The sequence below is a fragment of the Hufsiella arboris genome (assembly GCF_009834875.1).
GTDB lineage: Bacteria > Bacteroidota > Bacteroidia > Sphingobacteriales > Sphingobacteriaceae > Hufsiella_A > Hufsiella_A arboris.
Window position 1 is genome coordinate 281062 of sequence record NZ_WVHT01000005.1, and the last position, 26634, is coordinate 307695.

The following is a 26634-nucleotide window of genomic DNA, read 5'->3' on the forward strand; positions in this document are numbered from 1 at the left end:
TTATTGGATAACCGGCATTCTAAAATAAAACGTAGATCCCTTATCAGGGCTACTTTCAACACCAAATTCAGCACCGTGAAGTCGCAAAATTTCAGCGCAAATATATAAACCTATACCTAAACCCTGGAAGCGATTGGTGTTTGCTTCTACGCGGTAAAATTTTTCAAAGATATCTTTTTGCTTTTCCTCAGGAATACCGATGCCAAAGTCAGTAACCCTCACCGTCAGTACATTGCCATTAACATTTGCCGAAACATGTGCTTCTTTGCGATCGGGGGAATATTTAAAAGCGTTTGTTAAAAAGTTTATCAGCACTTGTTCAATGCGGATTGCATCGCCAAATAGCTTAGCATCATCATAGTTTCCGTTAACAAGCACATTAAAGTCGTCATGCGTCTGTGTAATTATATCTATGGCGCTGTTTAGCAAGGGTCCGAATGCAAATGGCTCCTTATTTAATTTTAACTTTCCGCTTTCAATCTTGGAGATATCCAGTAAATCAGCGATGAGACCATTTAGTTTTTCGAGCTGCTGCCCGGTTCTGTCGAGATATGACTTTGTTTTTTCAACGTCGTTGTCTATCGCCCGCTGTGAAAGCTGCAGATATGCTTTGATACTGGTAAGCGGTGTTTTTAATTCGTGGCTGGCTATACTGATAAATTCGTCTTTCTTTTTCTCCGCTTCTTTACGGTATTCGATTTCTTCAAGCAACGCTTGTTGCATACGATACAATTCGTGCGTTTGCTCATAAAGCCGGTAAAATGTTTTAACCTTTAAAAGCAGAATGTCAGCATCAACGGGCTTTGTGATATAATCCAGTCCGCCGGACGCATATCCTTTAGTTATAAACTTTTTATCTGTATTAACGGCCGATAAAAAGATGATGGGCGTGTCTTTTGATTTACTGTATCCGGTTACCGCTTCCGCCACTTCGAAACCATCCATCCCCGGCATTTGTACATCCAGTATAATAAGTGCGTAATCGTTCTTAAGTATTTTTTTAAGGGCTTCTTCGCCGGAAAGTGCAATATCTACTTCGAAGTTATGAAGTTCAAGAATTTGTTTTAACGAAAATATATTCTCTGGTTTATCGTCAACTATTAATATCATTATACGGGCTAAGCATGGCGTTTGTCGAAACGCTGAATTAAGCAATCTTCAACAACAGCCTGATTTTTAAAAAGTTTTAAAAGTCGGCAAAATTAACACTTATTTAATAAGATATGGTTTTAAGGCTTTTTCCCAAATAGAATAACCCTGCCGATTCATATGCAACTTGTCTTCTATAAATATTTCAGGCCGCATTTTTCCATTTTTGTCGAGCATTAAGTCATACACATTAATGAAAACTGCATTAACTTCTTTCGCTAAAAACTGGCGTATCAAGGCATTGGATTTTCTTGCCTTATCCTGATACTGCGCCCTTACCGGACTGGGCTTAATAGAAATGTAAGCAATTGGTACGTTTGGTAATTGAGTCCTTATCGTTTTATATAATACCTTAAACCTGCTTAGTAAGGAGTCTGGTGTAGCGGTTGCCTCCGGTAAATCGTTTTCTCCTACATAAACTACAATTTGCCTTGGCTGATAAGGGAAAATCAGATCATTTGCGTAATAAGTTATATCGCTGGTTATTGCACCGCCAATACCTCTATTAATAACCTTGTAATTGCCAAACGCCTCATCAAGGCTGGTCCATTTTCTGATGGATGAACTGCCAATAAATAAAATGGGATTTGCCGGCGGTGAATAGATATTATCGAACTTTTTAATCGTTGCAATGTCGTCCGCGTAGGCATGTGTTTGTGAAAGTACAGTGCTGTTTAAGCCCGTTGCTAAAATCAAAAATGTAAAAAAGAGTTGCTTCATTGTATTAAAGTATTTCGGTTTCCTGCTTTTCAACCAGTAGTTTATATTTTTTAATATCTAAAGCTTTTTCGCTTTTAGCGATCACTACAGTAGCTACGGTGTTGCCTATAAAGTTAATTACGGCCCTGCCTTCACTCATAAACCGGTCAATGCCAATAAGTAATGCTAACCCTTCCAGAGGAATAATTTTTAATGCAGTAAGTGTGGAGGCAAGAACGATAAAACCGCTGCCTGTTACGCCGGCAGCTCCTTTGCTGGTTAACAGTAAAATGCCGATTACTGTTAATTGTTGTCCAAAGCTTAGATCTATATGAAATACCTGCGCCAGAAAAATAACACACATGCTAAGGTATATCGTGGTTCCGTCGAGATTAAAACTATATCCTGTCGGTATTACCAGCCCGATAACTTCCTTGTCGCAACCGGCTTTTTCAAGTTTCATCATCACCGATGGCAATACTGCTTCGCTGCTGCTTGCTCCAAGCACGATTAAAATTTCGTCCTTTATATAGCCCAGCAATTTCCAAAGGCTGAATTGGTAATACCGGCAAATAGCATTCAGGATAACGAAAACAAAAAGAAATCCGGTGATGTAAAAGGTTAGCAAAAGTTTACCCAATACGGCGAGGCTGGCAAAGCCAAATTTCCCAATGGTATATGCCATTCCGCCAAAAGCACCCAAAGGACTGAACCGCATAACAATCTGCAGAATATTAAACAGTACTTTGTTTAGTTTTTCGAAGCTGAGAATAATGCTGCCGCTTTCTTTTCCAAGCCATTTTAACCCGATGCCAAATAAGATACTGAAAAATAAGATTTGCAAAATGTCTCCTTTAGCGAATGCCTCAAATATGTTAGATGGGACAATATGTGAAAAGAATTCGCCCCATTTGAACGCGGCAGCCTCCCTGGTATACTCGGATATTTTAGCGCTGTTACTATGAGTTATTGGAATTCCGGATCCTGGTTTTACAATATGGGCTACATATAAACCAGTGATCAGCGCCAGCGTTGTTACAATTTCGAAGTAAATAATAGCTTTTCCGCCGATACGTCCCGCTTTGCCCAGGTCGCTGGCACCGGCGATACCAAGCACAATTGTAAAGAAGATCACCGGTGCAATCACCATCCTGATCATGTTAATGAACGTTTCACTGATCACTTTGGCAGATTCAGAAAAATGAGGAAAGAAAAACCCGGCAATGACACCAGCTATTATTCCGATAAGGACCTGGATATAAAGGATCTTTATATACTTCACGGTACAATATTAACAAAGCATTTCAGATTCGCTGAATCAGACGGGATTATTAACGTTCTGTAACAACATTGTAAGATTGATGAAAAACAGTTGTTCTGCGACTATTCCATCTGATGAAAGCTCTTAATTTTTTGCTGCTAGTTATGAGTGGGTTCGCCGGGTTTGTAAATAAGTTGGTATCTTTTGCTGCCTTAATTCGTTAAAACGAGTACTTAACCCTTATCATGAAATTTTTATACTTATTTGCCTTGTTACTCTGTGCTCAAATTTGTGCTGCTCAAAAACTTTATCTCGAAGATTTGCAGCAAGCTCTGAACCTGAGCCAAAATGAATGCGAAGAATTTTTATTCCAAAAGGGATATGTTTTTACCAGGCAAGGTTCGCGGAGTGAAAACGGTCAGAATATAAATACCTATACAACAAAAGGAAATAAACTGATCAAAACTCCAAAAACACTGATCAAAGTGATCGGACCTAATCCTAAATCAGATTATGTGTGTTATCAAACTTATGATCATTATGAGTTTGACGAATTTGAAAGGATGATTAAAGAGGAAGAAAATTACACCCGTTCAGATACTGTCGGAAGTGACCGTTCACGTCAGTATCATAAAGACGAATTCAAAATAAGCTTTGAAACGAAACGCGAACCAGAAAAAAGTCTGTATACCATAACCCTGTACCATGCAAGCCTTGTCAAACGAAAACTATCGCTTCCTAAGTTTTTTAAGAAGCGGGAAGATGATGGCAGGTAAAGCCGTATCATCTTTAATTATTTAATGGTCAGACGTACCAGTTTAATATAAACTTCTCTCACCGTAATAAGCTTGTCAGAACTTTCGCATTTGCTGCCGATAGTCAGTTAGGCTATTACAACCCCCTATAGCCTATTCTTGCAGATTTACTCTCCATCTCCGGCTAACATTTTTTGTATAAACATTAACAAAAACGTTACAGGAGGCATGCTTACTATCCTAATTTCACACACTGAACAGTTGCATAAAAGCTGGTGCTTTTGCGACAATTATAACCAGTTTAATTTTTAAAACCTTAACTCAAGATGGAGAAGCGCATCGACTGAAATATCGATGAATTGCTTTTGAAAACTAACCAATTATTATCAAGTCTAAATGGATTCAAATGAAGAAAAAAGTACTTCTAAAAAGATTTGACAGGCTAAGTAAAACAGCATTTATATGTTTGCTGCTTATTTTTTCCTGCTATTATTCTTTTGCCCAACCCCGGCAAATCAGTGGTGTTGTAACCGAATCAAATGGCAGCCCGCTGGCTGGTGCTAGTGTCAAAATAAAAGGCACGTCAACAGGAGCTTCAACAAATGCAAGTGGAGCTTTTAAATTACAAGTTCCGGGCAATTCGGTTCTCGAGGTTAGCTTTACCGGCTATCAAACTCAGGAAGTTGCGGTTGGAGATAAAGCAACAATAAACGTCGTGCTAATCCAGGGGGTAAGTAATTTAAATGAGGTGGTTGTTATCGGGTACGGTACCACCAGGCGTAAGGATCTTACCGGTTCTGTCAGTTCGGTTAGCGCGGCTACTATTGAGAAGGTGCCCGTAACTTCATTCGATCAGGCGTTACAGGGCCGTGCTTCGGGCGTACAGATCGTTAATAACGATGCAAGTCCGGGCGGTAATGTCAGCGTGTTAATCAGAGGCACAGGTAGTTTGGCAACAAACGGTAACAGTCCTTTATATGTGATAGATGGATATCCTGTAGAAACAGGCGGAATCAATAATATCAACCCAAGCGATATCGCATCTATCGATATATTAAAGGACGCTTCTGCTACCGCTATTTATGGTGTTCGTGCCGCAAACGGAGTAGTTATCGTCACAACAAAGCGCGGCAAAAAGAATACTGCGCAGGTATCGTTAGATGTTTATAATTCGCTACAAAGTCAACCTAAAACTTACGATGTTCTAAATGCACAGGAATTCGCGACGCTCGCTAACTACGTAGCTGCGAATGATCCCGCTAAGCAGTTTAATATTTTGCCTGCATGGAGCAACCCCTCGGCGCTTACGAATGCTGACTGGCAGGACGAAGTTTTTCGCAATGGCTACACTCAAAACTACAGCCTGGCAATCCGAGGAGGTAGTGACAAAGTACAGTCGGCTGCCTCGGTAGGATATTTCGACCAAAAGGGTATCGTACTGGCGTCATATTTTAAACGACTCTCTTTGGGGCTTAATCTTGATTTTCAACCGGTAAAATGGCTTAAGTCAGCTACAAGTGCGAAGTATTCTTATACGACTAATAATAATCCACTTGGTACCGGAAGCCTTGGTGTCATAGCGCAGTTGCCGCCAACACTTGACGGCGGGAATAAGCTTACCGCCGAAATAAAAGACAGCCAGGGTAATTATGGCTTTTATAACCCTATTTATACATATGTCGCAAAATGGTATAACCCAGTTTATAATGTAGAGAATAATGTTTCTCAGGGGAAAAACCAATACTTTTTAGCTAACTCGTCACTGGAAGCTACTATCGTAGACGGACTTAAAATTAAAACAAACGCCGGAGCCACGATTACTTCCGGTAAAGGCTATTATTACGCGCCACAGGATAACCGCCTGGTTAATCAGTATGGAGCGCAGGCAGGAGCAACGCAAAACGCAAACTTCTCTCAAAGCGAAAATACCTCGTTCGACTGGCTTTGGGAAAACACTATTTCCTACGACAAATCTTTTGGCAAACACACCATTGGGTTACTTGGTGGTATATCAGCGCAGGAAGTGACATTTAACAATTTTGGAGGCAGTGGAGTTCCGCCAAACAGTGTAATTAAAGATTTGTCGCAGGTGCAAACAGGTACGTTGAAACTTAACAGCACTGCAGAAAGCGTTCAATCTCTCGCATCACAGTTTGCAAGAGTGAATTACAGTTTCGCTGACCGTTATTTCATAACAGGAAATATACGCCGTGACGGTTCGTCGAAATTTGACAGCGACCACAAGTACGGCGTTTTTCCATCCGGTGCTGTGAAATGGAGAGCTAAAAGTGAATCGTTTTTAGAGAATGTAGATTGGCTGGCCGACCTTAGCTTCCGCGGAAGTTACGGTGAGGTGGGTAATCAAATACCTATTACGCCTTTTGGTTACCAGGCTTTATATTCTACTGGTTCGCAACCCAGCAATTCAGGAAACCTGGGCTACGCATTTGGTAAAATCGGTGGAAGTAATGGAACCTACCAGGCGGGAATAGCATCTGTGCAGCCTGACAATCCATCTTTAAAATGGGAAACAGATTACATGACTGATATTGGTGCTGACTTTGCGTTTTTTAAAGGCGACCTAAATTTTACGGTCGACTGGTTTAATCGTAAATCAAAGGACTTTTTGTTGAATATCAGTGTTTCCCCACAAACAGGATATAATACTTTGCCACAGAATATCGGAACAATGAGTAATAAAGGCTGGGAGTTTGGTGCAAATTATAATCACCTGTTTAACCAGTTCAGATTCGGTTCAACTCTTACACTTTCCATAATCCGCAATAAACTGACCTCACTAACCAGCGGTACAAACTACATTACCAATTTCGGCGGTGTAACGTTAACAGGCCAGGGCTGGCAAACATTTACTCAAACATTCATCGGCCAGCCGGTAGGTGAGTTTTACGGCTACAGGTCATTAGGAATAATTCAGTCGCAGGCACAGATAGACGCTTTGAATGCAGCCGCTGTGGCGAAAGGAAATAGCTTTTATTATTTAGCTCCAACCGGTCCCGGCGATCGTTTATTTGAAGATATAAATGGCGACGGAACCGTAAATGCCAGCGACCAGGTCAGTATAGGCAGTCCGCAGCCAAAATTTTACGGTGGCCTAAATCTTGACGGCTCTTTTAAAGCCTGGGACATCAACTTGTATTTTTACGGCGTTTATGGTAACAAGATCCTGAATTACCAGGAAAGCAACCTGGAGTCGTTCCAGGGGCGGGGTTCTGTAAGCATCGAAAACGTAAGCAAAGACTACTATAATGGTGCATGGACGCCAACTAATCCTTCAACCACTTATACGAGGGTTTTATATAATGACGACAATAATCAGAACGCTGTCCCTTCAGATCATTGGATTGAAAACGGAAGTTTCCTAAAGTTGAAAAATGTCACGGTAGGTTATACGTTTCCAGCAAGTCTAACAAAGAAGATAGCGATGTCGAGAGTGCGGGTCTACGTTTCTTCGCAAAACCTGTTTACAATCACCAATTACACAGGGCTTGATCCGGAAATTGGTTTACAGGGCGGCAATGCTACGCAGAACGGAGTTGATAACGGTACCTATCCGTCTTCCAGATTTTACACCATGGGTTTAAACGTAACGTTTTAACAAACGCTAAATAGTAAGAAAATGAAATTAATAAAATATAGTGCTTTAATATTGACTCTAATAACGATGGTGCTGATTCCACCGGGTTGTAAAAAGAGTTTCCTGGAGCAAACAAATCAGCAAAATTCGACCGCCGATGCCAGTTTTCAGAAATCACAGGATGTAGTGGCACTCGTGAATTCAATTTATGATGCCTATCAGAGCAGCGATCTTTTGAAAAAGTCTATCTGGTATTACGCTAACTTTTTCAGTCACGACTGGTATAACAATGGTGCTGACATTGCCTGGAACTCCTATACCATCAGTCCTAATTTTGGCGCCATTAATGTTTTCTGGAACAATGCTTACATAGCAATCGGCCGAGCAAACGCGGCGTTAAGAATTATAGCTACTGCCAAGGAGAATGGAGTGGTTACGCCGCAGCTTGGTGATCGTTTATTGGGTGAAGCCTACTTTTTAAGAGGCATAAGCTATTATTACCTGGCAGGAACTTTTGGCGGCGTACCGCTTGTGCTGAAAGAATACAAGGGTGGCGATCCGCTGCTTCCCAGAAATTCGCAGGATGAAGTATTTCAACAGGTTGTTGCAGATATGCAGCTGGCGGAGAAACTTCTTGAATCAAAAACAACATTACCTGCAGCCGAATTGGGGCGGGCGACCAAAGGCGCAGCATACGGTTATGAAGGTGCCGCACAAATGTGGTTAAAGAATTACACCGGTGCGCTGGCCGCTTTTAATAATCCTGAGATCACGAACAATTATCATCTTTTGCCGCGTTTCGTTGACGTAAACGAATTTAGCAATCAAAATAATGATGAATCGTTATTTGAAATTCAGTTTGACATCCAGGGATCACAAAGCTGGGACGGCGGCTGGCAAAACGGCGGTGAGGTGGCATGGATTGACGATTTCAGCTGGCCGCACGAAATCAGTGGCTTTGGCTACGATTACGCGAATCCAGGGCTTTGGTATTCATATCAGTCAGGCGATACCCGTAAACTTGCTACAGTCGTTGGTCCGGGAGATGAATTGGTTAGTCCGGGTATTATAGAAAAATGGGGCGGAATAAAAGGCTACGCCGTTGTAAAGGCGGGCTTTGAAAACAATGTAAAGGATAATACTAATCAGAAATATCCGTCATACGCCGGTGATGACGATAAGATTATTAACACTTGCGGTTCCTTCAGGCAGCCATGGTACGGAAATGACGGCACCCGCTCCGGATACTACTGTGCAAAGAAATGGCGCGATCCTAATCTTACCGGTGCAAACGGCAATTCAACAATCTTCGGTTCGCAAAACCAGGTTTTGTTACGTTATGCTGAAATTCTGCTTGACCGGGCTGAATGCAAAGTTCGTACTGGAGATGTAGCCGGAGCAATGGCGGATATTAAATTGGTGAGAGATAGAGCCTGGGGAGCAAATTCCGGCGGCACAGCGGCTCCTGCGGTAATGCAAGACGGACTGACTTATGATGGCAAGCCGACGCAACCTATAACTGATCCGCTTCAAATGGTACTGAGCGAATATCGTCATGAGCTAACTGCGGATTATTCGCTGTTTTATAATCTTCGCAGAGCTGGACCTGGTGTCGCTTCGGCATTTATTAAAGCCGCCTATAATACAAACGAATCTTTGCTGCCTCAAGCCTACCCATATGGTCCAACGGCCGATGGTCAATTGCACGGAGTTTGGTTTACTTCCTTGCCAGCAGGGAAGGACATCTGTCCAATTCCTAAACCGCAAATAGGTCTTAATCCAAACCTTACGCAGAATCCTGGTTATTAATTGGTTAATTGTATTTGGTAAGCCGCCTTTTGAGATAAAAGGCGGCTTTTTTTAGTATGTTTTTAAAAGTTCAGGTTTCTGCCTACAACATGAGTCCATTTTCGCTGCTGATCTATTGAGTAGAATACAATCTTTCGGCCCTCTATAACTCCCAATAAGCCTGTATCGAGGTAGAACATACCGTCAACTTTGTCATTGCTCGTAAAATCTATGCCAGACTGATATTCCCAACTTCCTTGTGGATTTAAAGTATAAAACTTTACAGTTCTATCTTTCCTTACGCCAATGAAAGAGCCATTAAGATAAAATGCACCGTCGATGTTCTGATCATTAATAAAATCTTCATCGGCCCGATATCTCCATGTTCCTTGTTTGTTTGTTTCAAAAAACTTAATTGTTTTACCATTCCAGGCTCCGATCGAATTTCCTTTAAAATAAAATATGCCATCAACACCATCCGGAATTGTCAAGTCTTTGCCCGGGCTGTATTTCCATTGTCCCTGCCTGTTGGTCCAATAAAATTTAACCGTTTTGTCTTGCCTCACACCTATAAAGCTTCCTCCAAAGTAAATAGCTTCATCGATCGGGGTAGTGCTTTTAAAGTCCTTGTCGTCATTGTAAACCCACGCCTTTGTATCTTTCCCGTCGTAAAATTTAATTATTTGCCCCTGCCGGATTCCTACAAAATTACCCTCGACATAAAAAGCCTGTGTGTCGGTTGAATTTTTGCATTCTGAAAATAGCAGTAATGAAATGGTTAATAAAGAAAAGTTGAGTACACTTCTCATGTTTAATCGCTGTTTAGTTAGTATATCCATTATATCTCTCTTAGAGTCATCGTTCCAATTGCCTTTCGACCACTGAATTTAAAAATTAAACTTACTGGCTTCAGCATATTCAATTATAATTTGATGCAAAATTGAGTAGAGAATGGAAAAATAGTATTACTACGGAAAACCGGCTCTGTATTAGATTTGGTTGTTCAGGCTACGTCTGATTTGATATAACTAATTAATAAACCCGTTTACAGAGAAATATTGAACGATTTTCTGTCAACTCAGAGATAAATAAGTTCAAGCATCGTATCGGAATGTTTTGTTACTTATTGCTTTATGAAGCTTGTTAAAAGAATGAAATTATTAAACTCTTTTTTTTTGCTGTTAGCAGCCACAATTCTTTTTTCATGCAAGCGCCCTGCTCTCTTTCAGCAGGTGTCTTCCTCGCATTCGGGTATCCATTTCAATAATAAGATCACTGAAAATGATACAATTAATCCGTTGGACATTGTAAACATATACAATGGCGGCGGCGTTGGCGTCGGCGATTTTAATAACGATGGTTTACAGGATCTCTATTTTACCGGGAATGTTGTTTCTAATCGTTTATATATTAATAAAGGCGATTTTAAGTTTGAGGATATAACCGAAAAGGCTGGAGTTGGCGGCATGGGAAGATGGGGACGTGGTGTTTCAGTCATCGATATCAATAACGATGGTTTGCTGGATTTATACGTTTGCAATACGATTTATCAAGATTCTACACGGCGCTGCAATCTTTTGTACATAAACCAGGGTACTGATAAGCAAGGAATCCCACGCTTCAAAAACATGGCAAAAGAATACGGGCTTGATATCAATGTCCAGTCGACTATGGCCGCTTTTTTTGACTATGATAACGACGGACGGCTCGACATGTATTTAACAGTTAACGAAGCCAATGAGCATTACTATCCGAATGTCTTCGGATCAAAGGATCAGAATCACGTCGCGAGCCTTGGTCGGTTATATCACAACACCTGGAATTCGGAATTAAATCATCCTGTTTTTAGTGACGTTTCAGCAAAGGCGGGCATTAAATACGAAGGTTTCGGGCATGCGGCAACTATTGTTGATATAAATCGCGACGGCTGGAAAGACATTTACGTAAGTAATGATTTTTTGTCATCTAATCTGCTTTACATCAATAATCACGACGGTACATTCACAGACAGGTCGAAAGAGTATTTTAAGCATACCTCGTTCAATGCAATGGGGCAGGATATTGTAGATATTAATAACGATGGACTGGCGGATGTTTTTGAGCTCGATATGAGTCCTGAAGACAATTATCGCAAAAAAATGATGCTCGGCGCAAACAGTTATCAGTCTGTGCAAAGTTTTGATCTTTTTGGTTACCAGTATCAGTATGTACGTAACACACTTCAGCTAAACCAGGGGCCGAGGGTTTTAGAGAATGATACGATCGGTAGCCCGGCATTTAGCGAGATTGGTTTTTTAAGCGGTATCGCCCAAACTGATTGGAGCTGGACTCCCGTGATCACAGATTTTAACAACGACGGCTATCGCGATATCATCGTTACTAATGGCTTTCCAAAAGACATCACCGATCATGACTTTATGACCTACCGGAAAAACGCTTTTTCTGTAGGATCAAAGCAAAAGGTGTTAGACCAGATACCGTCTGTGAAGATCAGTAACTACGCGTATATGAATAAAGGCGACCTCACATTTGATGACAAAACAAAAGACTGGGGATTGTCCGTCAATGATTTTTCAAACGGCGCTGTTTATGCTGATCTGAATAACGATGGTGCTATGGACCTGATCATCAACAATATCGATGATGAGGCGATGATTTATAAAAACACTTCGCGGGATAAGAATCCGGCCGGCAGCCATTACCTGCAGGTAAAGTTCAAAGGGAGCGGTGATAATCTGAACGGTTTAGGAGCGTGGGTTGATATTTTTTATGATCGCAATAAGCACCAGGTTGTCGAAAACAATCCTTACCGGGGATATCTTTCGTCGAACCAAAACATAGCGCACTTTGGCTTGGGAAATACCGGATCGCTGGATTCAGTCGTCGTGCGTTGGCCTAACGGAAAAAAACAAGTGTTAACCCATGTTAAAGCGGATCAGCTGTTGACTGTTAACCTGAGCGGCGCAAATGTTTTGTATTCATGGAATCAGCCAAAAACTGCAACACACACTTTATTTAAAGAGGTAACAAAAGAGCGAAATATCAAATACAACCACACAGAACGTGATTTTGTTGATTTTGAGATTCAGAAGTTAATGCCTCATAAACTTTCTGATTATAATCCGGCGCTGGCCGTTGCCGATATTGATGGTAACGGACTTGATGACGTAGTTATTGGCGGAAATTCGCTTCTTCCGGCGCAAGCCTTTTTACAGCAGGAAGATGGAAAATTCAAACAGCGAAGTCTTATTGTTGGAAATATTAATGCATTCCAGGATTATAAGGACGAGGGTATATTATTGTTCGATGCTAACGGAGATAATAAAGCCGACGTTTATATATCGCGGGGAGGTTATAAAAGCGCGTCCGGAGACACAACTTACCAGGACAAACTATACATCAACGATGGCCGCGGTAATTTTAAATTATCTGAAAATGCTCTACCGGTAAATCACACCAGTAAATTATGTGTGCGGGGTTTTGATTATAACAGGGATGGCAAGCTCGACCTGTTTGTTTCTGGTAGAGTTGATCCCTGGAAATATCCAAAAGCCGTCTCCAGTTTTATATTTAGAAATGACAGTAAAAACGGAATTGCAAAGTTTACTGATGTAACGAATGAAGTAGCGCCAGCCTTGAAAAACATCGGGCTGGTTTGTGACGCACTTTTCAGTGATTACGACAATGACGGCTGGCCCGATCTGATTCTCGCGGGCGAGTGGATGCCGTTGACATTCTTGAGAAATGATCATGGTGTTTACAAAAATCTTACGCAATCATCAGGGATAGCTGGCAAGATCGGCTGGTGGAACAGCATCGTGGCCGGCGATTTTCGTCACACAGGCAGAATGGATTATATCATCGGAAATGTCGGCCAAAACACTCTATACCGGGCCAGCGAGCAGTATCCGGTTTACATCACAGCAAAAGATTTTGACAATATCGGCAGCTATAATGCAATACCTTCCATCTTTTTACCGGACCTGAACGGTGAAAAAAAAGAATTTCCGGCGATCGGCAGGGAAGATATGCTAAAAGAGATGATTAGTATGAAGAAGAAATTTACGAACTACAAATCATACGCCATTGCTACTATGGATGAAGTAGTACCGGCCGCTCAAAGAGAAGGTGCCTTGAGACTGAGCTCAAATACTTCTCAATCCTGTTACCTGCGGAATGAGGGAAACGGAAAATTTACGATGATACCTTTGCCGAATCTCGCTCAAATATCAGCAATCAATGGAATGGTGGTTGATGATTTTGACGGCGACGGCAATTTGGATGTAGTCATAAATGGCAACGATTACGGAACTGAAGTTGGTATCGGCCGTTATGATGCGTTAAACGGATTGATGCTTAAAGGCGATGGAAAAGGGGACTTTATACCGCAATCTATCCTTCAAAGCGGCTTATACATTCCCGGTGATGGTAAAGCGCTGGTGAAATTTCAAACCGCATCGGGTAATTACCTGATGGCGGCAAGCCAGAACCGCGGCGCCTTAAAGATGTTCGAATTGAAAAGAAACGTGAAAATGATAAAGCTGCTGCCGAATGACGCAAGTGCCGTAACAATTTGTAAAAATGGAGCAAAGGAGAAACAGGAATTTTATTACGGAGCATCGTTCTTATCGCAGTCGGCGAGATTTATGTCTGTAGCCAGTTCCGCTAAGAACGTCCGGATAACGAATAACCAGGGACAAACCAGGATGGTATCTTTTAATTAAGCTTCGCAAAAAGGATGATCAAAAGTATTTTATTGAACCTTGCTTTCCTTCTTACGGCAAAAATCGCTTTTTGTCAGGTGCCTGTAGCACCTATACCTAAGCTTGTTACAAGTAATGGCAGGCATTCTCTTATTGTGGATGGAAAGCCTTATTTCATGCTAGGTGCCCAGGTGCATAATTCTAGCGCCTGGCCTGCAATGATGCCACAAGTATGGAAAGCTGTTCAACAAATTCATGCAAACACGGTTGAAATACCTATTTATTGGGAACAGGTAGAGCCGCAGCCTGGTAAGTATGACTTTTCCTTAATCAACACCCTAATTACCCAATCAAGGCAGCACAATGTTCGTTTAGTATTGTTGTGGTTTGCGACCTGGAAAAACGGAAGCAATCATTACATGCCGGCTTGGATGAAGAAGGATGCTGTTAAATATCCTAACATAACCGGAAAGAAAGGGCAGCCTATTGATTCACCCTCGCCACATAGCGAAGCCACTCTTGCAGCAGATGCGAAAGCTTTTACCGCGGTGATGACCTACTTGAAAGGTGCTGATAAACAGCGGACGGTAATCATGGTGCAGGTAGAAAATGAGCCAGGTTCGTGGGATACTGTCCGGGATTACTCACCTGTCGCGCAAAAGTTATTTGAAAGTTCGGTTCCGGCTGCACTATTAAAGCCCGATGTGCTTAAGGCATTGAACGTACCGGTAATGTCAAGTGGTACCTGGAAACAGGTGTTCGGAGAAAGGGCCGACGAGTATTTCCAGGCATGGTCCATCGCTCATTTTATCGGGCAGGTTGCCGCGGCCGGCAAAGCTATCTATCCCTTGCCGCTGTACGTAAATGCCGCGCTGCGCGATCCGCTTACAAATCCGATGGCAAACGAATACGAAAGTGGCGGACCGACCGATAATGTTATTCCAATTTGGAAGGCAGCTGCTCCTGAGGTCGACTTGCTGGCTCCTGATATTTACTTGTCCGGAAGCGATAAGGTGTTGAAAGTTCTTGATTTATATAGCCGTCCAGATAATGCACTGTTTGTCCCCGAAGCGGGTTTTAAGCTGGAGAACTCCAAATATCTTTATGAGGTAATCGCTCGTGGCGGTATCGGCTTTTCGCCGTTCGGAATTGATAATGATGGTAAAACCGTTTCTGAAGAAGCCGTTACGCGTATTGAACCTTTTGCACAAGATTATGCGACAATTTCACCAATGGCGGCTGAAATTGCAAAATGGGCTTATGAAGGAAAGATCAATGCGGTAGTAGAGCATGAGGATCATGCGGACCAAACGATCGATCTCGGCCAATGGGAGGTAACTGTATCTTTTGGAGGTGACGGCCGCGGGAATGCAGCACCAGTTTACGACGGCTCAACAGGAAAATTAATGATCGTGAAGCTTGATGAAAATAACTTCCTGGCAATTGGGTCACGCTGTCATATAAAGTTTAAACCGATTGGAAATAATCGTGGTAAGGCCTGGCAGTATTTGAGCGTTGAAGAAGGTGATTATGAAAGTGCAGTGTTTAAACCGCTTCGGGTGCTTAATGGTGATGAAACGGATTGGGGCGGACCAGGCTTTGGACAAGCGCCAAAAGTATTGCGTGTGGCTTTAGTTGTGAGATAAATAACTATTAAAGCCAGGGTTCAAGGTAAGCGTTTTGCAAAAATTTTAATTGTTAAAATTACATTTATTACTGCTTCAGAAGCAGGGAGTTAATTAAATCTGACAACCAATTATGACCTATTTAAAGTCCTTTACGTTTCTGTTATTGGTTTTTTTAATCAGGCAAAATTTATATGGCCAAAACAACCGCTATAATTTCTCGCATTTAAATACCACGAACGGCCTTTCAGACAACCAGGTTAATTGCATTCTTAAAGATCAAAAGGGCTTTATGTGGTTTGGTACTATATCAGGCCTTAGCCGATACGATGGGTATAAGTTCAAAGTTTTTAAACACAATGATAAGGATCCCCATTCATTGGGCGAAAACAATGTAATTTCAATGAATGAAGGCCCGGAAAATAAATTGTGGATATTTACTCATAGTGCCATCAGCGTCTACGATCCTGCTACCGAAAGCTTTTCTAATTATACCACAGACTTACTCGTTAAGTATAAGATATTAACAAATCAAATAAAATCGGTTAAAAAAGATGCCGCCGGCAATTTCTGGTTTCTTACAGATAAAAGGGGCCTGTATTGCTATCAGCCAAAAACTGGGAATACTTTTTTTTATAATACCTCGGCAAAATCAGCGGCCAGGATAAATTCGAATAATGTTACAGGTATTGCAAATGAGGGTGTAAACAATGTATGGCTGGTTTATGATGATGGCGTTCTTGATAAATTAGACCTCCGGTCAAATAAAATTGTAATACGGTATCATGGTATAGCCAAAGCTAATGGCAATAAAGGCCAGTCGTACGATATCACAGTGGATAATAAGAGCAACTTATGGATATTTTCAAATGCCGGTCCCGTAGGTGCGTTCTGTTATAATCCGCTTACAGGTTCTCTGGTACATTTCGCGAAAGATTCGCCTGCACACCGCCTTAACTCAAACGTAATTAATAACGTTGTTCAAGCCGATGACAACAACATCTGGATCGGTACCGATCACGGGGGAATTAATATTGTTGATCCGTCCACTTACAAGGTGACATATGTGGTAAGCAAAGAGGATGATCCAAAATCACTTAGCGGAAATAGTGTCAATTTATATAAGGATAATTCGGGCATTATCTGGATTGGAACGTTTAAACAAGGTGCCGACTACTACCACAGCGGAATTATTCAATTTCCACTTAACAAACATTATATCAGCGATAAAAATAGTATCCCATTTGACGACGTTGACTGCTTTGCTGAGGACAGAACCGGAAATCTGTGGATTGGAACAAATGGAGGCGGGTTGATCTATTTTGACAGACAGGCGAAAACTTTCACCCGGTACAGGCACGACCCCGCAGATCCTAATAGTTTAGCCAATGATGTTGTCGTAAGATTATGTATTGATCATGAAAACAAGCTGTGGATTGGTATGTACTTTGGCGGGCTGGACCGGATGGAAAATGGAAAATTCGTGCATTACCGTCATAATGACAAGAACCCCAATAGCTTAACGGACGACCGGGTATATAGCATTCTGGAAGATTCGGATAAAAATTTATGGGTCGGCACCTTTTCTGGGGGACTCAACATATATGACCGCAAAAATGATTCATTTTCACATCCGCGTCTGCCATTAAGTTCTGAGTATACATCTACTGTTTATGAAGACCGGCAGAAGAACATTTGGATAGGGCGCGATGAAGGAGTTGACGTCATACAAAAGGGATCGGGACGTATAAACCATTATTTTAACGAGCCCAATAATCAGAGCAGTCTAGTTGCGAATGATGTAAATACTATTTTGCAAGATAGCCGGGGTTTTATCTGGATTGGCACAAAAGACGGCGTAAGCATATTAGATCCTCGTACTAACAAGTTTTTTACTGATTCCGACGGTTTCAGATATCCCCCAGGTAATATCTCTAATATTCTGGAAGACAGCAGGGGCCAGATATGGCTAAGTACTAATAATGGCTTATCGACTATTAAGCTGGTTAAAAATGGCAGCAAGTATCTGTTCAGTGTAAACAATTTTAACGAATTAGACGGCCTGCAGGGGCGAAGCTTCAATGTAAATGCAGCTTATAAGCTTAAAAACGGCGAACTCGTATTTGGAGGCGGGCATGGGTTTAATTTATTTGACCCACAACACATAAACACCGTTAAGTCGAAGAAAAATCTTGTTTTTACAGATTTTCAATTGTTCAATAAAAGTGTTGTTGTCGGTGATTCAGTCAACGGAAACGTGATTTTAAACAGGTCTATTTCGGAAACCCGCTCCCTCACATTAGATCACAATCAAAATGTGTTCAGTATAGAATTTGCAGCCTGTGATTATTTCAATCCCGAAAAAATTCACTACCAGTATTTGCTTGAAGGATTTGACAAAGGCTGGATAACATCGCCGGCTGACGAGCGAAGAGCGACATATACAAATCTGGATGCGGGCGATTATATTTTCAAAGTAAGAGCACAAAATGAAAATAATATTACCAAGAGCAGCTTAATAACGCTCAAAATAAAGGTACTACCGCCGTTTTGGAAGTCGCCATTTGCTTATGCGGCTTACGTTTTATTAGCAATGGGAATCTTATTATACATGCGTCGCCGTGGTATCGTAAAGCTGAAAAAAGAATTTGAACAGAAACAAGAAAAACTCGAAACAGAGCGCCGCGTTAATAATGAGCGTGCAGAAGCGCACCGTATGCACCAGCTCGATTTAATGAAGATCAAATTCTTTACCAATCTGAGCCACGAGTTTAGAACTCCATTGTCGCTCATCTTATCGCCAATTGATCATCTGATAAACACAGCTGATAAAAATGAAGAGAAACAACACCTTCAGATGATTAAGAGGAACGGCAAACGGCTACTTAACCTGGTCAACCAGTTGCTGGACTTCCGCAAAATGGAATACAACGAACTAAAGCTTCATTTAACGAAAGGTGATATTATCCAATTCATAAAAGATGTCGCCGCGTCATTTACAGATGTCGCTGGTCAAAAGCAAATCCAGTACATTTTTGAGAGTGAGACTTGTTCATTCATCACAAATTTCGATCATGACAAGATCGAACGCATACTTTTCAACCTGCTTTCCAATTCGTTTAAATTCACATCTGCCGGCGGCCATATCAGCGTTATTTTAAATTTAACATCGGCTGATGTATTTCAAACCGACCTTAAAACGCTCGAAATTAAGGTTATTGATACAGGTATCGGGATACCTGCGGAAAAACACGAAAAGGTATTTGACCGGTTTTTCCAGGATAATATACCGGAAAACTTATTGAATCAAGGAAGTGGCATTGGGCTTTCTATCACAAAAGAATTTACTAAAATGCATGGTGGTTCTGTCGGGATCGAAAGCGAGCCGGGCTATGGAACATGTATTACGATTAAAATTCCATTATGCAGCCAGTCGTACGAGTTGGTAGTGCCTGTGCAGAACCAAATCGTCCTGCAGCCGGTTTTGAGTAAAACAGAAGATGTGTTAGGCTCAGCTAAGAAGCCGGTTATTTTATTGGTAGAAGACGACTACGACCTGCGTTTTTATCTCAAAGACAATTTAAAGAACAGTTTCCATGTAATTGAAGCGGCAAACGGAAAAGAGGGCTGGCAAAAGGCTTTGGCTTTGCATCCGAAACTTATCGTAAGCGATATCAGTATGCCGGAAATGAACGGACTCGATTTATGCAGAAAAATTAAAGCGGATAGCCGTACGGCACAAATACCGCTTATTTTACTAACTGCGCTAATTTCAGATGCGGACCAGCTGGCTGGCCTGGATAGCGGAGCCAATGACTACATCGCCAAACCTTTCAATTTTGAAATATTACTGTCGAAGATCAATAACCTGCTACAATTACAGCAAACATTTAAAAACACCTTCAAAAAGCAAATCGACGTTGTCGCAAATGACATTGTTATCGTGTCAGAAGACGAAAAGTTCATAAAGAATGCGTTTGATTGTATTGAAAAGAATATTACTAATCCAAATTTTTCAGTAGAAGAACTAAGCAGGAATTTGAATTTAAGCAGAGTATCGCTCTACAAGAAACTGCTCACACTCACGGGCAAAACACCCGTCGACTGTATAAGGACTATACGATTGCAGAGAGCCGCGCAATTATTAGAAAAAAACCAGCTTAGTATAGCGAACGTTGCCTATGAGGTTGGATTCAACAATGCGGCGTATTTTGCTAAAGTGTTTCGTGAAGAGTTTAACATGTTGCCATCTGAGTATGTTGTCGAAATGCGAAACAGGGAAAAAGAGCATGTTGTCGGATGATCAATACAGCCAGTCAATGAGCTAGCGATTTAAATCGGGTGCCGTCATCGTATGATCCGATTTATAAAACAGGAAAAATAATCGAGCTATTTTTCTTCAACATAATTTTTAAAATTGTTTAAGATCGCTTGCCAGCCGGCTTCCTGCATTTCAATAGGATTAACATCTTCCGGCTGAAATGATTCTGAAATTTTAACGGTTCCATTCTCCTCCGAAAACGAAACGCTCACCTTTCTGCCGTCATTAAGTGTGTACTCAATCAATTGATGCTGCTCTACTGTCGTGTACACGCCTGCAAAATCAAAGCTTACACTGCCATCCTTGGCGGCCATTGTTGTGCTGAATTTTCCACCCTTCTGTAAATCGTTTTCTGCATGAGGGCTGTGCCAGGTGTCTAAAGCAAATGCCCAATTTTTAATATGCTCGGGTTCGTTCCAAAATTTCCAGACTTTTTCTATGGGTGCCTGTACTTCAGCCTTAATTGTAATGGGGTTAATGCCAGATGTTTCCATTTAAGTTTTTATTTGATCAAGACAAACCTAGTAAATGCTTGTGATAAATATATGTACGATAAAGACAATTTAGGGGTCATTTACGCTGTTTGTTGAACTTCAAATAGTTTGAATACGCGTTCACTGGAATATCGCAGACACCTTAACCAGAATTAAAATAAGCCCGTTATTCTGTTGAAATGAGATGTTTAAAATCGGAAGCTGTAGTTTTAAGTTAGCAGGCGCCGCCCCAAATAAAAAATTATTGTAATTTACCATTCAATACGCGGATCTGTAAAACATATCAGTTGGCATTTAAACCAATTATTTATCATTTGATCAAACAGTGAATTATTCATTGTACTCAATTTAATTTAAACATATGAAAGCAAAATTTTTGTTAACTACTTTAATTATCGGAGGTTCTTACATCGCTCAGGCGCAGCAGTCTGGTAAACCAGAAGACACTGAAGTTTGGGAGCCGGTACCAGTTAAAGTTACACCAAGCAAGCTTGTTGAACAAGCTCCGCCATCTGACGCAATTATTCTGTTTGATGGTAAAAATTTGGACCAATGGGTATCGAACGCCGACCGCACCAAGCCGGCCGACTGGACGGTAAAAAATGGCATATTAACCGTAAATAAAAAAGCAGGTAACATCGAAACTAAAAAGGAGTTCGGCAGCTACCAGCTTCATATTGAATGGCGTGTGCCGGCTACGATCGCCGGAACCGGTCAGGCAAGAGGCAACAGCGGCGTTTTCCTGGCATCGTTAGGTAAAGGTGATCCCGGATACGAACTCCAGGTACTGGATTCATACGACAACAAAACCTATGTAAATGGAATGGCCGGTAGCATTTACAAACAGCTTATCCCGTTGGCAAATCCTTCCAGGAAGGCAGGGGAGTGGAATGTATACGATGTTGCCTGGACGGCTCCTGTGTTTAACGAAGATGGCTCTGTGAAATCACCGGCGAGGGTAACTGTTTTCTTTAACGGTGTGTTGGTTCAGAACAATATGGCATTGCTAGGCCCAACCAGATATATCGGCAAACCATCGTACGAGGCAAAACACGGTCCTGCGCCAATAAAATTACAGGCACACGGTGATCCAAGTGAGCCGATTAGCTTTCGGAATATTTGGGTAAGAGAGTTGTAATCAAATTTGAACCAACCTTTGGTATTTATTTATACTACAAGGTTAGTGAGATTAAAAAAACCGGCAGATAAATTTATCTGCCGGTTTTTTTATTTTAATTCGTCGAGTTTCTCGGGTCTGGTTTTAATTGGATATTAAACTCTTTCGGCGTTTCCAATCCCGCCAGGTTTTTTACGAAGTAATCCCATCGGCGACGCATCATGTAAGGACTATAAGCCCCATAGCCGTGAGCGCTGTTTGGGAAGATCACAAGGTCGTAGTCCTTATTCGCTTTTTCAAGAGCTTCCACTACCAACAAGGTATTGTATGGCGGCACATTGTCATCCATCATGCCATGGGCAAGCATTAATTTTCCTTTCAGATTCTTCGCATAATTTTGGTTGGCCTGTGATTCATAATCTGCATTTTGTGCTAAGCCGTTGTAACGTTCGCCCCAGTCGTCCTCGTAGTTCCGGTTATCATGGTTCCCAGATTCGGATATGCCAACCTTAAAGAAATCCGGGAAACGGAACATTGCAGCTGCTGTAGCAAAACCACCACCAGAATGGCCCCAAATGCCAACTTTTGCGGTATCCATGTAGGTGTACTTTGCAGCGAGTTGTTTAATTGCGCTGATCTGGTCTGGCAAAGTATTGATGGCCATGTTGCCATAACTCATATCATGAAAACTTTTGGAACGCAGCGGATTGCTGGTGCCTTCTAATTGAACAACAATAAATCCAAGTTCGGCAAGTGCCTGGTTATCTCCGCGAGCTGCGGAAAACGACCAGCTTCCAACGCTTCCACCCTGCGGTCCGGGATAAATATAATCAACCACGGGATATTTACGGTTAGGGTCGAGCTTTGATGGTTTATAAACCAGTCCATAAATATCAGTTTTGCCATCTCCCGCTTTAACGGTGAATGGCATCGGCGCCTGCCATCCGATTGCTTTTAACCTGGAGACATCTGTTTTTTCCAGATTCATTACCAATCTCCCATCAAGTTTACGAAGCACTATCGTCGCCGGAACATCGGGCTGCGAATAGCTGTCGATGAAATAATCACCTGATGGCGAGAATGTAATTTGATGATTTCCGGTTTCCGGGGTCAGCACCGTAAGATTTTTGCCGGAAAAATCTACGCGGCATAACTGTCCGAAATAAGGATTAACGTTTTGACGCCCGTTAGCAATAAAATAAAGCTGGCGATTTTTTTCATCCACCTTCAGGAGTTTAGATACCAGCCACTGGCCTTTGGTAATCTGGTTTTTCAGTTTACCGGTTTTTGCATCATACAAATACAGATGTCCCCAGTTGTCCCGTTCCGAAAACCAGATGATCTCGTTACTTTTATCAACAAATCGCCAGTTTATACTGCCCCAGCCGGATTCGTATTGTGTTGCTACCTTTTCTTCAAATATTTCTCTAACCTCGCCAGTCTGCGCATCCGCAATTCGTACTTTTTCCTCTTTATGATCCCGGGACGTTGATACAAACGCCAGTTTAGTAGCATCCTGATTCCAGTTGACATCGTCGAAAGTTCCGCTGCTGGCAATATCATCACTTAATGTAGCGCGGTGCTGATCTGGCGGGATGTTCAAGACAATGACTTTCGAATCATCTACGTTAATTATCACACGTTGAATGGTGGTTACAATGCTGTCGCCGGGTAAAGGATATTTCCATTGTTTAAGTACAGGCTTACCAACATTTGTTGTTACCAGGTACATGTCGCTTGAATTGCGCTGATCCTGTTTAAACGTCGCGATTTTTTTTGAATCCGGAGACCATAGTAAAATCGGACCATCACTGGATTTCCAACCCGCATTATCAGTGGCATAGCCGAAATCTTTAACGCCATCTTTAGTTAGCTGTGTCAGCTTTTGCGTTTGCAGGTCTTTAAGCCATAAATTATAATCTTTTATAAAAGCCGCCTTCTTTCCATCAGGGGATGTTATTTCCATTTTCCGTTGCCTGCGACCGGGCATTTCTGCGGAACCGGAATTGTCTGATTTACTGACTTCTGATAATGTGTAATTGCTTAAATCATATTTCCAGCTTTTTCCTAATACCTTGAATTCAATCGACTTCATTCCATCTGCATAACTGAAAGACTGGAACGGGAGTTGATTGCTGTTATAGATTTTTCCGGTTTGTTTAGATAAAGCTTCCGCTAATTTTGCCTGATCAAAAGCAGGTTTCCGGCTTGCCTTTGTCGGATCAATCAAAACAAAATCGCTGCCTTTGGCGGATAAATTGCGGTACCAGAAGGTTTCTCCCGGCAGCCAGTTGGGGCTGACATTAGAGAAATCAACGAGTTGTTCTGTGTTAGATCCCAGAAAACGGGTAGCTTGTTTGTAGTCATCTTCCGTTAGAGCGGCCCGACTCTGTGCTGCCAAACTACCGGCGACGGTGATAAAGATTCCTGTAAGTAATATTTTTTTCATGCTTTGACGCAAATTTTAGGGCTGAAAATGCAAATAAAATCCGGAGATGCGAACTTGTGATCAAATAGTTACAAGAATACTGGCATTCAAAATCGTTTAAACGAAAAAGTGCCTGTAAAAGGCACTTTTTGATTTCATAGTTCTAGTAAAGAGTTGCAGTAATAATTATTGGACTGATATTGCCGGAGCCTTGGCCCAGGGCTGTTTTCGGTCAGTTGTTTGCTTTTCGGGACAGCCTTCTGTTTTTTTCCTATTTTTTTTATTTCGTTTGCCCCACCATACTAAAAAACCTGTAATAGGCAAACTTGCTCCGATCAGCGACGCCAGGAAAGCCAGCATCTTCCCGGGCAAACCGAGTATTGCACCAATGTGAATGTCGTAATTCATTTTTCGCAATTTCTGACCAAATCCGGCTTTCTCATAAGGCACAGAATATGGGTCTTTACGAATTATTGGCTTAAGTGTGTACTGGTCAAATGTATAACTCCTGCTGTTATAGAATTGCCCGGCAGTTGGATACACCGTAATTCCGATTGTGGCAGCTGCAGTTGCAGTGTCGGGGAAGTTGCAATAAAAGCCCATTGAGCGAGGATTTTCTGCAATCACTTTTTTCCACAACAGGTCCATCGCAACCTTCGGATCTTTGGCATTAGCGCGCTGTAAACTATCAGAGCTAAGCCTTCTGAACTCGGCCGCTTTTTCGCCGCCGGTTGTTACCCAGTATAGTCCGTTGCTAAACCAGCTTATGCCGAATACCATACCGGTGAGTGCGACAGCGAGTAGAAACAGTAGTGAATAAAATCCAAGGACATTGTGTAGGTCCAGGTTGACGCGTTTAAAAGAAGCGCCCCACTTGATTTTAAAACTTTTCTCGCGTGTTGATTTGTTCCACTTTTTTGGATACCACCAAATCAGGCCGGTGATCAGCAGAAATACGAAAATTAGCGTGGCATAGTTAACTATAGGCCGACCAATGTCGTAAGGCAGCCAAAGGGCCCGGTGTCCGTTCAGGATAAAGCGAAAAAAATCTGGTTTGCCTCTTTTAGTAACTTCTTTTGAAATGATTTCTCCGCTATAAGGGTGGATTTTAAGCAACACGCCACCACCACCACGAACGAATTTTCCGGGCTTCCGCAGTGCTAAATTGATTACTTTTCCTTGCTGATAATTAGCATACGATGGGATCATATCCGGATAAGCAACGTTTGCAATTCCCATTAATGCCGCAGGCGTTAACACCGGCTTAGCCTGATAAGCGACTTTAGATTCCGGTTCCAAAATGCTGGTAATTTCTTCGTTGAACACCCATATGCAGCCTGTTAAGCATACAATAAACACAATGATACCCGACGCAAGGCCCAGCCACAAATGCAGCCAGTTATTGATCCGTTTAAATAGGGTGTCTTTTTGTTTTTTATTTACTCTCTTTTCGGGTTCCATTGTGTCTGCTGATAAGAATTTCAGAATTATTTTAAATACTGAATAGCTGTAATGGTTCCGCCATCTACTTTCAAGCCTTGTGTAGCTGTTAGGGTTGAAGCATCAACTTTATACACGTAGCTGGTGCCGTCTTTCAGATTTACGCCGATATAGCTGGTTTTACCGTCTTTGGGTGTATAGTTGTTCGTTGTAAGACTTTTAATATCAGTGGCATTAGGTAATCCGCTAACCTTCTTAAAGGTTTTGTCCGCTACATTTACAATGCCGACGGTTGTTCCTACCACATAGGCGCCTTTTTCAGCTTTTGCGGTTGCATTAACAACAAAAGTGTTGTTGCCCAGGTAGATCCAGTTCGTGATATTCATACCACCGCTTACCTCTTCAAAATTGAAATAGTAGGTTTTGTCAAACTCTGAGGTGCCGGCTTTAATACGGGTAATTGCCGAGGGTTTTGTTGAAGTTAATTTTCCACCGTTAGCAGCAACGGATGCCGAGAACGCGTATACATCATTATTTTCTGTCAGAGCAAGGCCATCAGTAAAGTATCTCCCTATAAAGCTGGTACGGTCGTCTTTTATAACTTTTTCCAGTTTCATGTCGGAATAGTTGAACACAGCAACCCAAGCGCTGTCGGGGTAATTTGTGGCAAAGCTGTTGTTGATGATAGTGAAATAAGGCGCATAAACCTTATCGCCAACTTGTTTGATCCAGCTGAAGTGAGCAAGCTCACCGTTGCCGGTCAATGCTAATGTATTGGTAGTGCCCTCCGAAGTAATAAGCAGGCTGTTTGTGTTAACTTTATACCATGTTGACAAGGGCGTCGCGGGATTGCGGCTTATTTTAAACAGCAACAGGTCGTCCTTAACAGGAGCAAACGCCTGCACCGTTTCGGTTTGGAAGTTGGTAAGCTTATTTAATTTGCCGTCTTTGACGTTATAAGCAGTTACGGCACCCGGGTTACCCTGTCCGTAAAGCATGCTGAAGAATTTGTCGTTATATGTAACGTAATATCGATAGGTTCCATCCTGCTCCACGCCATTTCCGGCAGTAGAAACAGCACCCGTTTCAAGGCTTCCTGCTGTTAGCAGATAATCAGCTACACCTGTAGAAGCAGCCGGCGTTACTGTTAAAATATAATTGCCTGGATTTTCTGGAGTAACGGTTCCGTCATTGTCTTTTGAGCAGGATGCCAGAACGGCCATTACAGCGAGCGTCGCTAAGGTAGTTTTGATATTCAT

At 41.9% G+C, this 26634-nt stretch carries 15 protein-coding genes; 7 read left to right on the top strand and 8 right to left on the bottom strand.

What is annotated here, in order from left to right:
• The 3 genes from GS399_RS12560 to dctA all read right to left on the bottom strand — a co-directional run bounded on the left by GS399_RS12560 (nt 1) and on the right by dctA (nt 3130).
• The gene (locus GS399_RS12560) at nt 1–1110 is read right to left on the bottom strand and encodes a hybrid sensor histidine kinase/response regulator (protein ID WP_160844987.1); all 1110 of its coding nucleotides are present in this window, start codon (nt 1108–1110) and stop codon (nt 1–3) included.
• Nucleotides 1111–1209: 99 nt separating this feature from the next.
• Nucleotides 1210–1869: a GDSL-type esterase/lipase family protein gene (locus GS399_RS12565; RefSeq protein ID WP_160844988.1), complete on the bottom strand. Its 660-nt coding sequence runs from the start codon at nt 1867–1869 to the stop codon at nt 1210–1212.
• Nucleotides 1870–1873: 4 nt separating this feature from the next.
• Nucleotides 1874–3130 carry a C4-dicarboxylate transporter DctA gene (gene dctA, locus GS399_RS12570; RefSeq protein WP_160844989.1) on the bottom strand — a complete coding sequence of 419 codons (1257 nt, stop codon included), beginning with the start codon at nt 3128–3130 and terminating at the stop codon, nt 1874–1876.
• Between the two features lie 224 nt (nt 3131–3354).
• Here dctA and GS399_RS12575 point away from each other — a divergent pair, with 224 nt between their 5' ends.
• From GS399_RS12575 to GS399_RS12585, 3 genes are all read left to right on the top strand, one after another.
• On the top strand, nt 3355–3885 hold the full coding sequence (locus GS399_RS12575) for a hypothetical protein (RefSeq protein ID WP_160844990.1): 531 nt from the start codon (nt 3355–3357) through the stop codon (nt 3883–3885).
• Between the two features lie 385 nt (nt 3886–4270).
• Complete coding sequence (locus tag GS399_RS12580; protein ID WP_160844991.1) at nt 4271–7480, top strand: SusC/RagA family TonB-linked outer membrane protein; 3210 nt, start codon at nt 4271–4273, stop codon at nt 7478–7480.
• 21 nt (nt 7481–7501) lie between these two features.
• On the top strand, nt 7502–9268 hold the full coding sequence (locus GS399_RS12585; protein WP_160844992.1) for a RagB/SusD family nutrient uptake outer membrane protein: 1767 nt from the start codon (nt 7502–7504) through the stop codon (nt 9266–9268).
• 62 nt (nt 9269–9330) lie between these two features.
• On the opposite strand, the gene GS399_RS12590 is transcribed toward GS399_RS12585, so the two are convergent.
• A complete protein-coding gene (locus tag GS399_RS12590) occupies nt 9331–10056 on the bottom strand; it encodes a hypothetical protein (protein WP_160844993.1) in 726 nt (241 codons plus the stop codon).
• A gap of 342 nt (nt 10057–10398) precedes the next feature.
• Between GS399_RS12590 and GS399_RS12595 the strand changes: the two genes are divergently transcribed.
• The 3 genes from GS399_RS12595 to GS399_RS12605 all read left to right on the top strand — a co-directional run bounded on the left by GS399_RS12595 (nt 10399) and on the right by GS399_RS12605 (nt 19878).
• On the top strand, nt 10399–13971 hold the full coding sequence (locus GS399_RS12595) for a VCBS repeat-containing protein (RefSeq protein ID WP_160844994.1): 3573 nt from the start codon (nt 10399–10401) through the stop codon (nt 13969–13971).
• A 14-nt stretch (nt 13972–13985) separates the two neighbouring features.
• Nucleotides 13986–15596, top strand: a complete 1611-nt coding sequence (locus tag GS399_RS12600; protein WP_160844995.1) for a GH35 family beta-galactosidase — start codon at nt 13986–13988, stop codon at nt 15594–15596.
• Nucleotides 15597–15708: 112 nt separating this feature from the next.
• Nucleotides 15709–19878 carry a hybrid sensor histidine kinase/response regulator transcription factor gene (locus tag GS399_RS12605; protein ID WP_160844996.1) on the top strand — a complete coding sequence of 1390 codons (4170 nt, stop codon included), beginning with the start codon at nt 15709–15711 and terminating at the stop codon, nt 19876–19878.
• 86 nt (nt 19879–19964) lie between these two features.
• On the opposite strand, the gene GS399_RS12610 is transcribed toward GS399_RS12605, so the two are convergent.
• Nucleotides 19965–20390, bottom strand: a complete 426-nt coding sequence (locus GS399_RS12610) for an SRPBCC family protein (protein WP_160844997.1) — start codon at nt 20388–20390, stop codon at nt 19965–19967.
• A gap of 361 nt (nt 20391–20751) precedes the next feature.
• Here GS399_RS12610 and GS399_RS12615 point away from each other — a divergent pair, with 361 nt between their 5' ends.
• The gene (locus GS399_RS12615; RefSeq protein WP_160844998.1) at nt 20752–21528 is read left to right on the top strand and encodes a 3-keto-disaccharide hydrolase; all 777 of its coding nucleotides are present in this window, start codon (nt 20752–20754) and stop codon (nt 21526–21528) included.
• Nucleotides 21529–21622: 94 nt separating this feature from the next.
• On the opposite strand, the gene GS399_RS12620 is transcribed toward GS399_RS12615, so the two are convergent.
• The 3 genes from GS399_RS12620 to GS399_RS12630 form a co-directional block, all read right to left on the bottom strand.
• Nucleotides 21623–23956 carry a S9 family peptidase gene (locus tag GS399_RS12620; protein WP_160844999.1) on the bottom strand — a complete coding sequence of 778 codons (2334 nt, stop codon included), beginning with the start codon at nt 23954–23956 and terminating at the stop codon, nt 21623–21625.
• 165 nt (nt 23957–24121) lie between these two features.
• The gene (locus tag GS399_RS12625; protein ID WP_160845000.1) at nt 24122–25396 is read right to left on the bottom strand and encodes a PepSY-associated TM helix domain-containing protein; all 1275 of its coding nucleotides are present in this window, start codon (nt 25394–25396) and stop codon (nt 24122–24124) included.
• Nucleotides 25397–25422: 26 nt separating this feature from the next.
• Complete coding sequence (locus GS399_RS12630) at nt 25423–26634, bottom strand: DUF4374 domain-containing protein (RefSeq protein ID WP_160845001.1); 1212 nt, start codon at nt 26632–26634, stop codon at nt 25423–25425.

Excerpts from the sequence above, each read along its gene's own strand:
- GS399_RS12560 (WP_160844987.1), bottom strand. The coding sequence starts at position 1,110 with ATGATATTAATAGTTGACGATAAACCAGAGAATATATTTTCGTTAAAA.
- GS399_RS12565 (WP_160844988.1), bottom strand. The coding sequence starts at position 1,869 with ATGAAGCAACTCTTTTTTACATTTTTGATTTTAGCAACGGGCTTAAAC.
- GS399_RS12575 (WP_160844990.1), top strand. The coding sequence starts at position 3,355 with ATGAAATTTTTATACTTATTTGCCTTGTTACTCTGTGCTCAAATTTGT.
- GS399_RS12580 (WP_160844991.1), top strand. The coding sequence starts at position 4,271 with ATGAAGAAAAAAGTACTTCTAAAAAGATTTGACAGGCTAAGTAAAACA.
- GS399_RS12585 (WP_160844992.1), top strand. The coding sequence starts at position 7,502 with ATGAAATTAATAAAATATAGTGCTTTAATATTGACTCTAATAACGATG.
- GS399_RS12590 (WP_160844993.1), bottom strand. The coding sequence starts at position 10,056 with ATGAGAAGTGTACTCAACTTTTCTTTATTAACCATTTCATTACTGCTA.
- GS399_RS12595 (WP_160844994.1), top strand. The coding sequence starts at position 10,399 with ATGAAATTATTAAACTCTTTTTTTTTGCTGTTAGCAGCCACAATTCTT.
- GS399_RS12600 (WP_160844995.1), top strand. The coding sequence starts at position 13,986 with ATGATCAAAAGTATTTTATTGAACCTTGCTTTCCTTCTTACGGCAAAA.
- GS399_RS12605 (WP_160844996.1), top strand. The coding sequence starts at position 15,709 with ATGACCTATTTAAAGTCCTTTACGTTTCTGTTATTGGTTTTTTTAATC.
- GS399_RS12610 (WP_160844997.1), bottom strand. The coding sequence starts at position 20,390 with ATGGAAACATCTGGCATTAACCCCATTACAATTAAGGCTGAAGTACAG.
- GS399_RS12615 (WP_160844998.1), top strand. The coding sequence starts at position 20,752 with ATGAAAGCAAAATTTTTGTTAACTACTTTAATTATCGGAGGTTCTTAC.
- GS399_RS12620 (WP_160844999.1), bottom strand. The coding sequence starts at position 23,956 with ATGAAAAAAATATTACTTACAGGAATCTTTATCACCGTCGCCGGTAGT.
- GS399_RS12625 (WP_160845000.1), bottom strand. The coding sequence starts at position 25,396 with ATGGAACCCGAAAAGAGAGTAAATAAAAAACAAAAAGACACCCTATTT.
- GS399_RS12630 (WP_160845001.1), bottom strand. The coding sequence starts at position 26,634 with ATGAATATCAAAACTACCTTAGCGACGCTCGCTGTAATGGCCGTTCTG.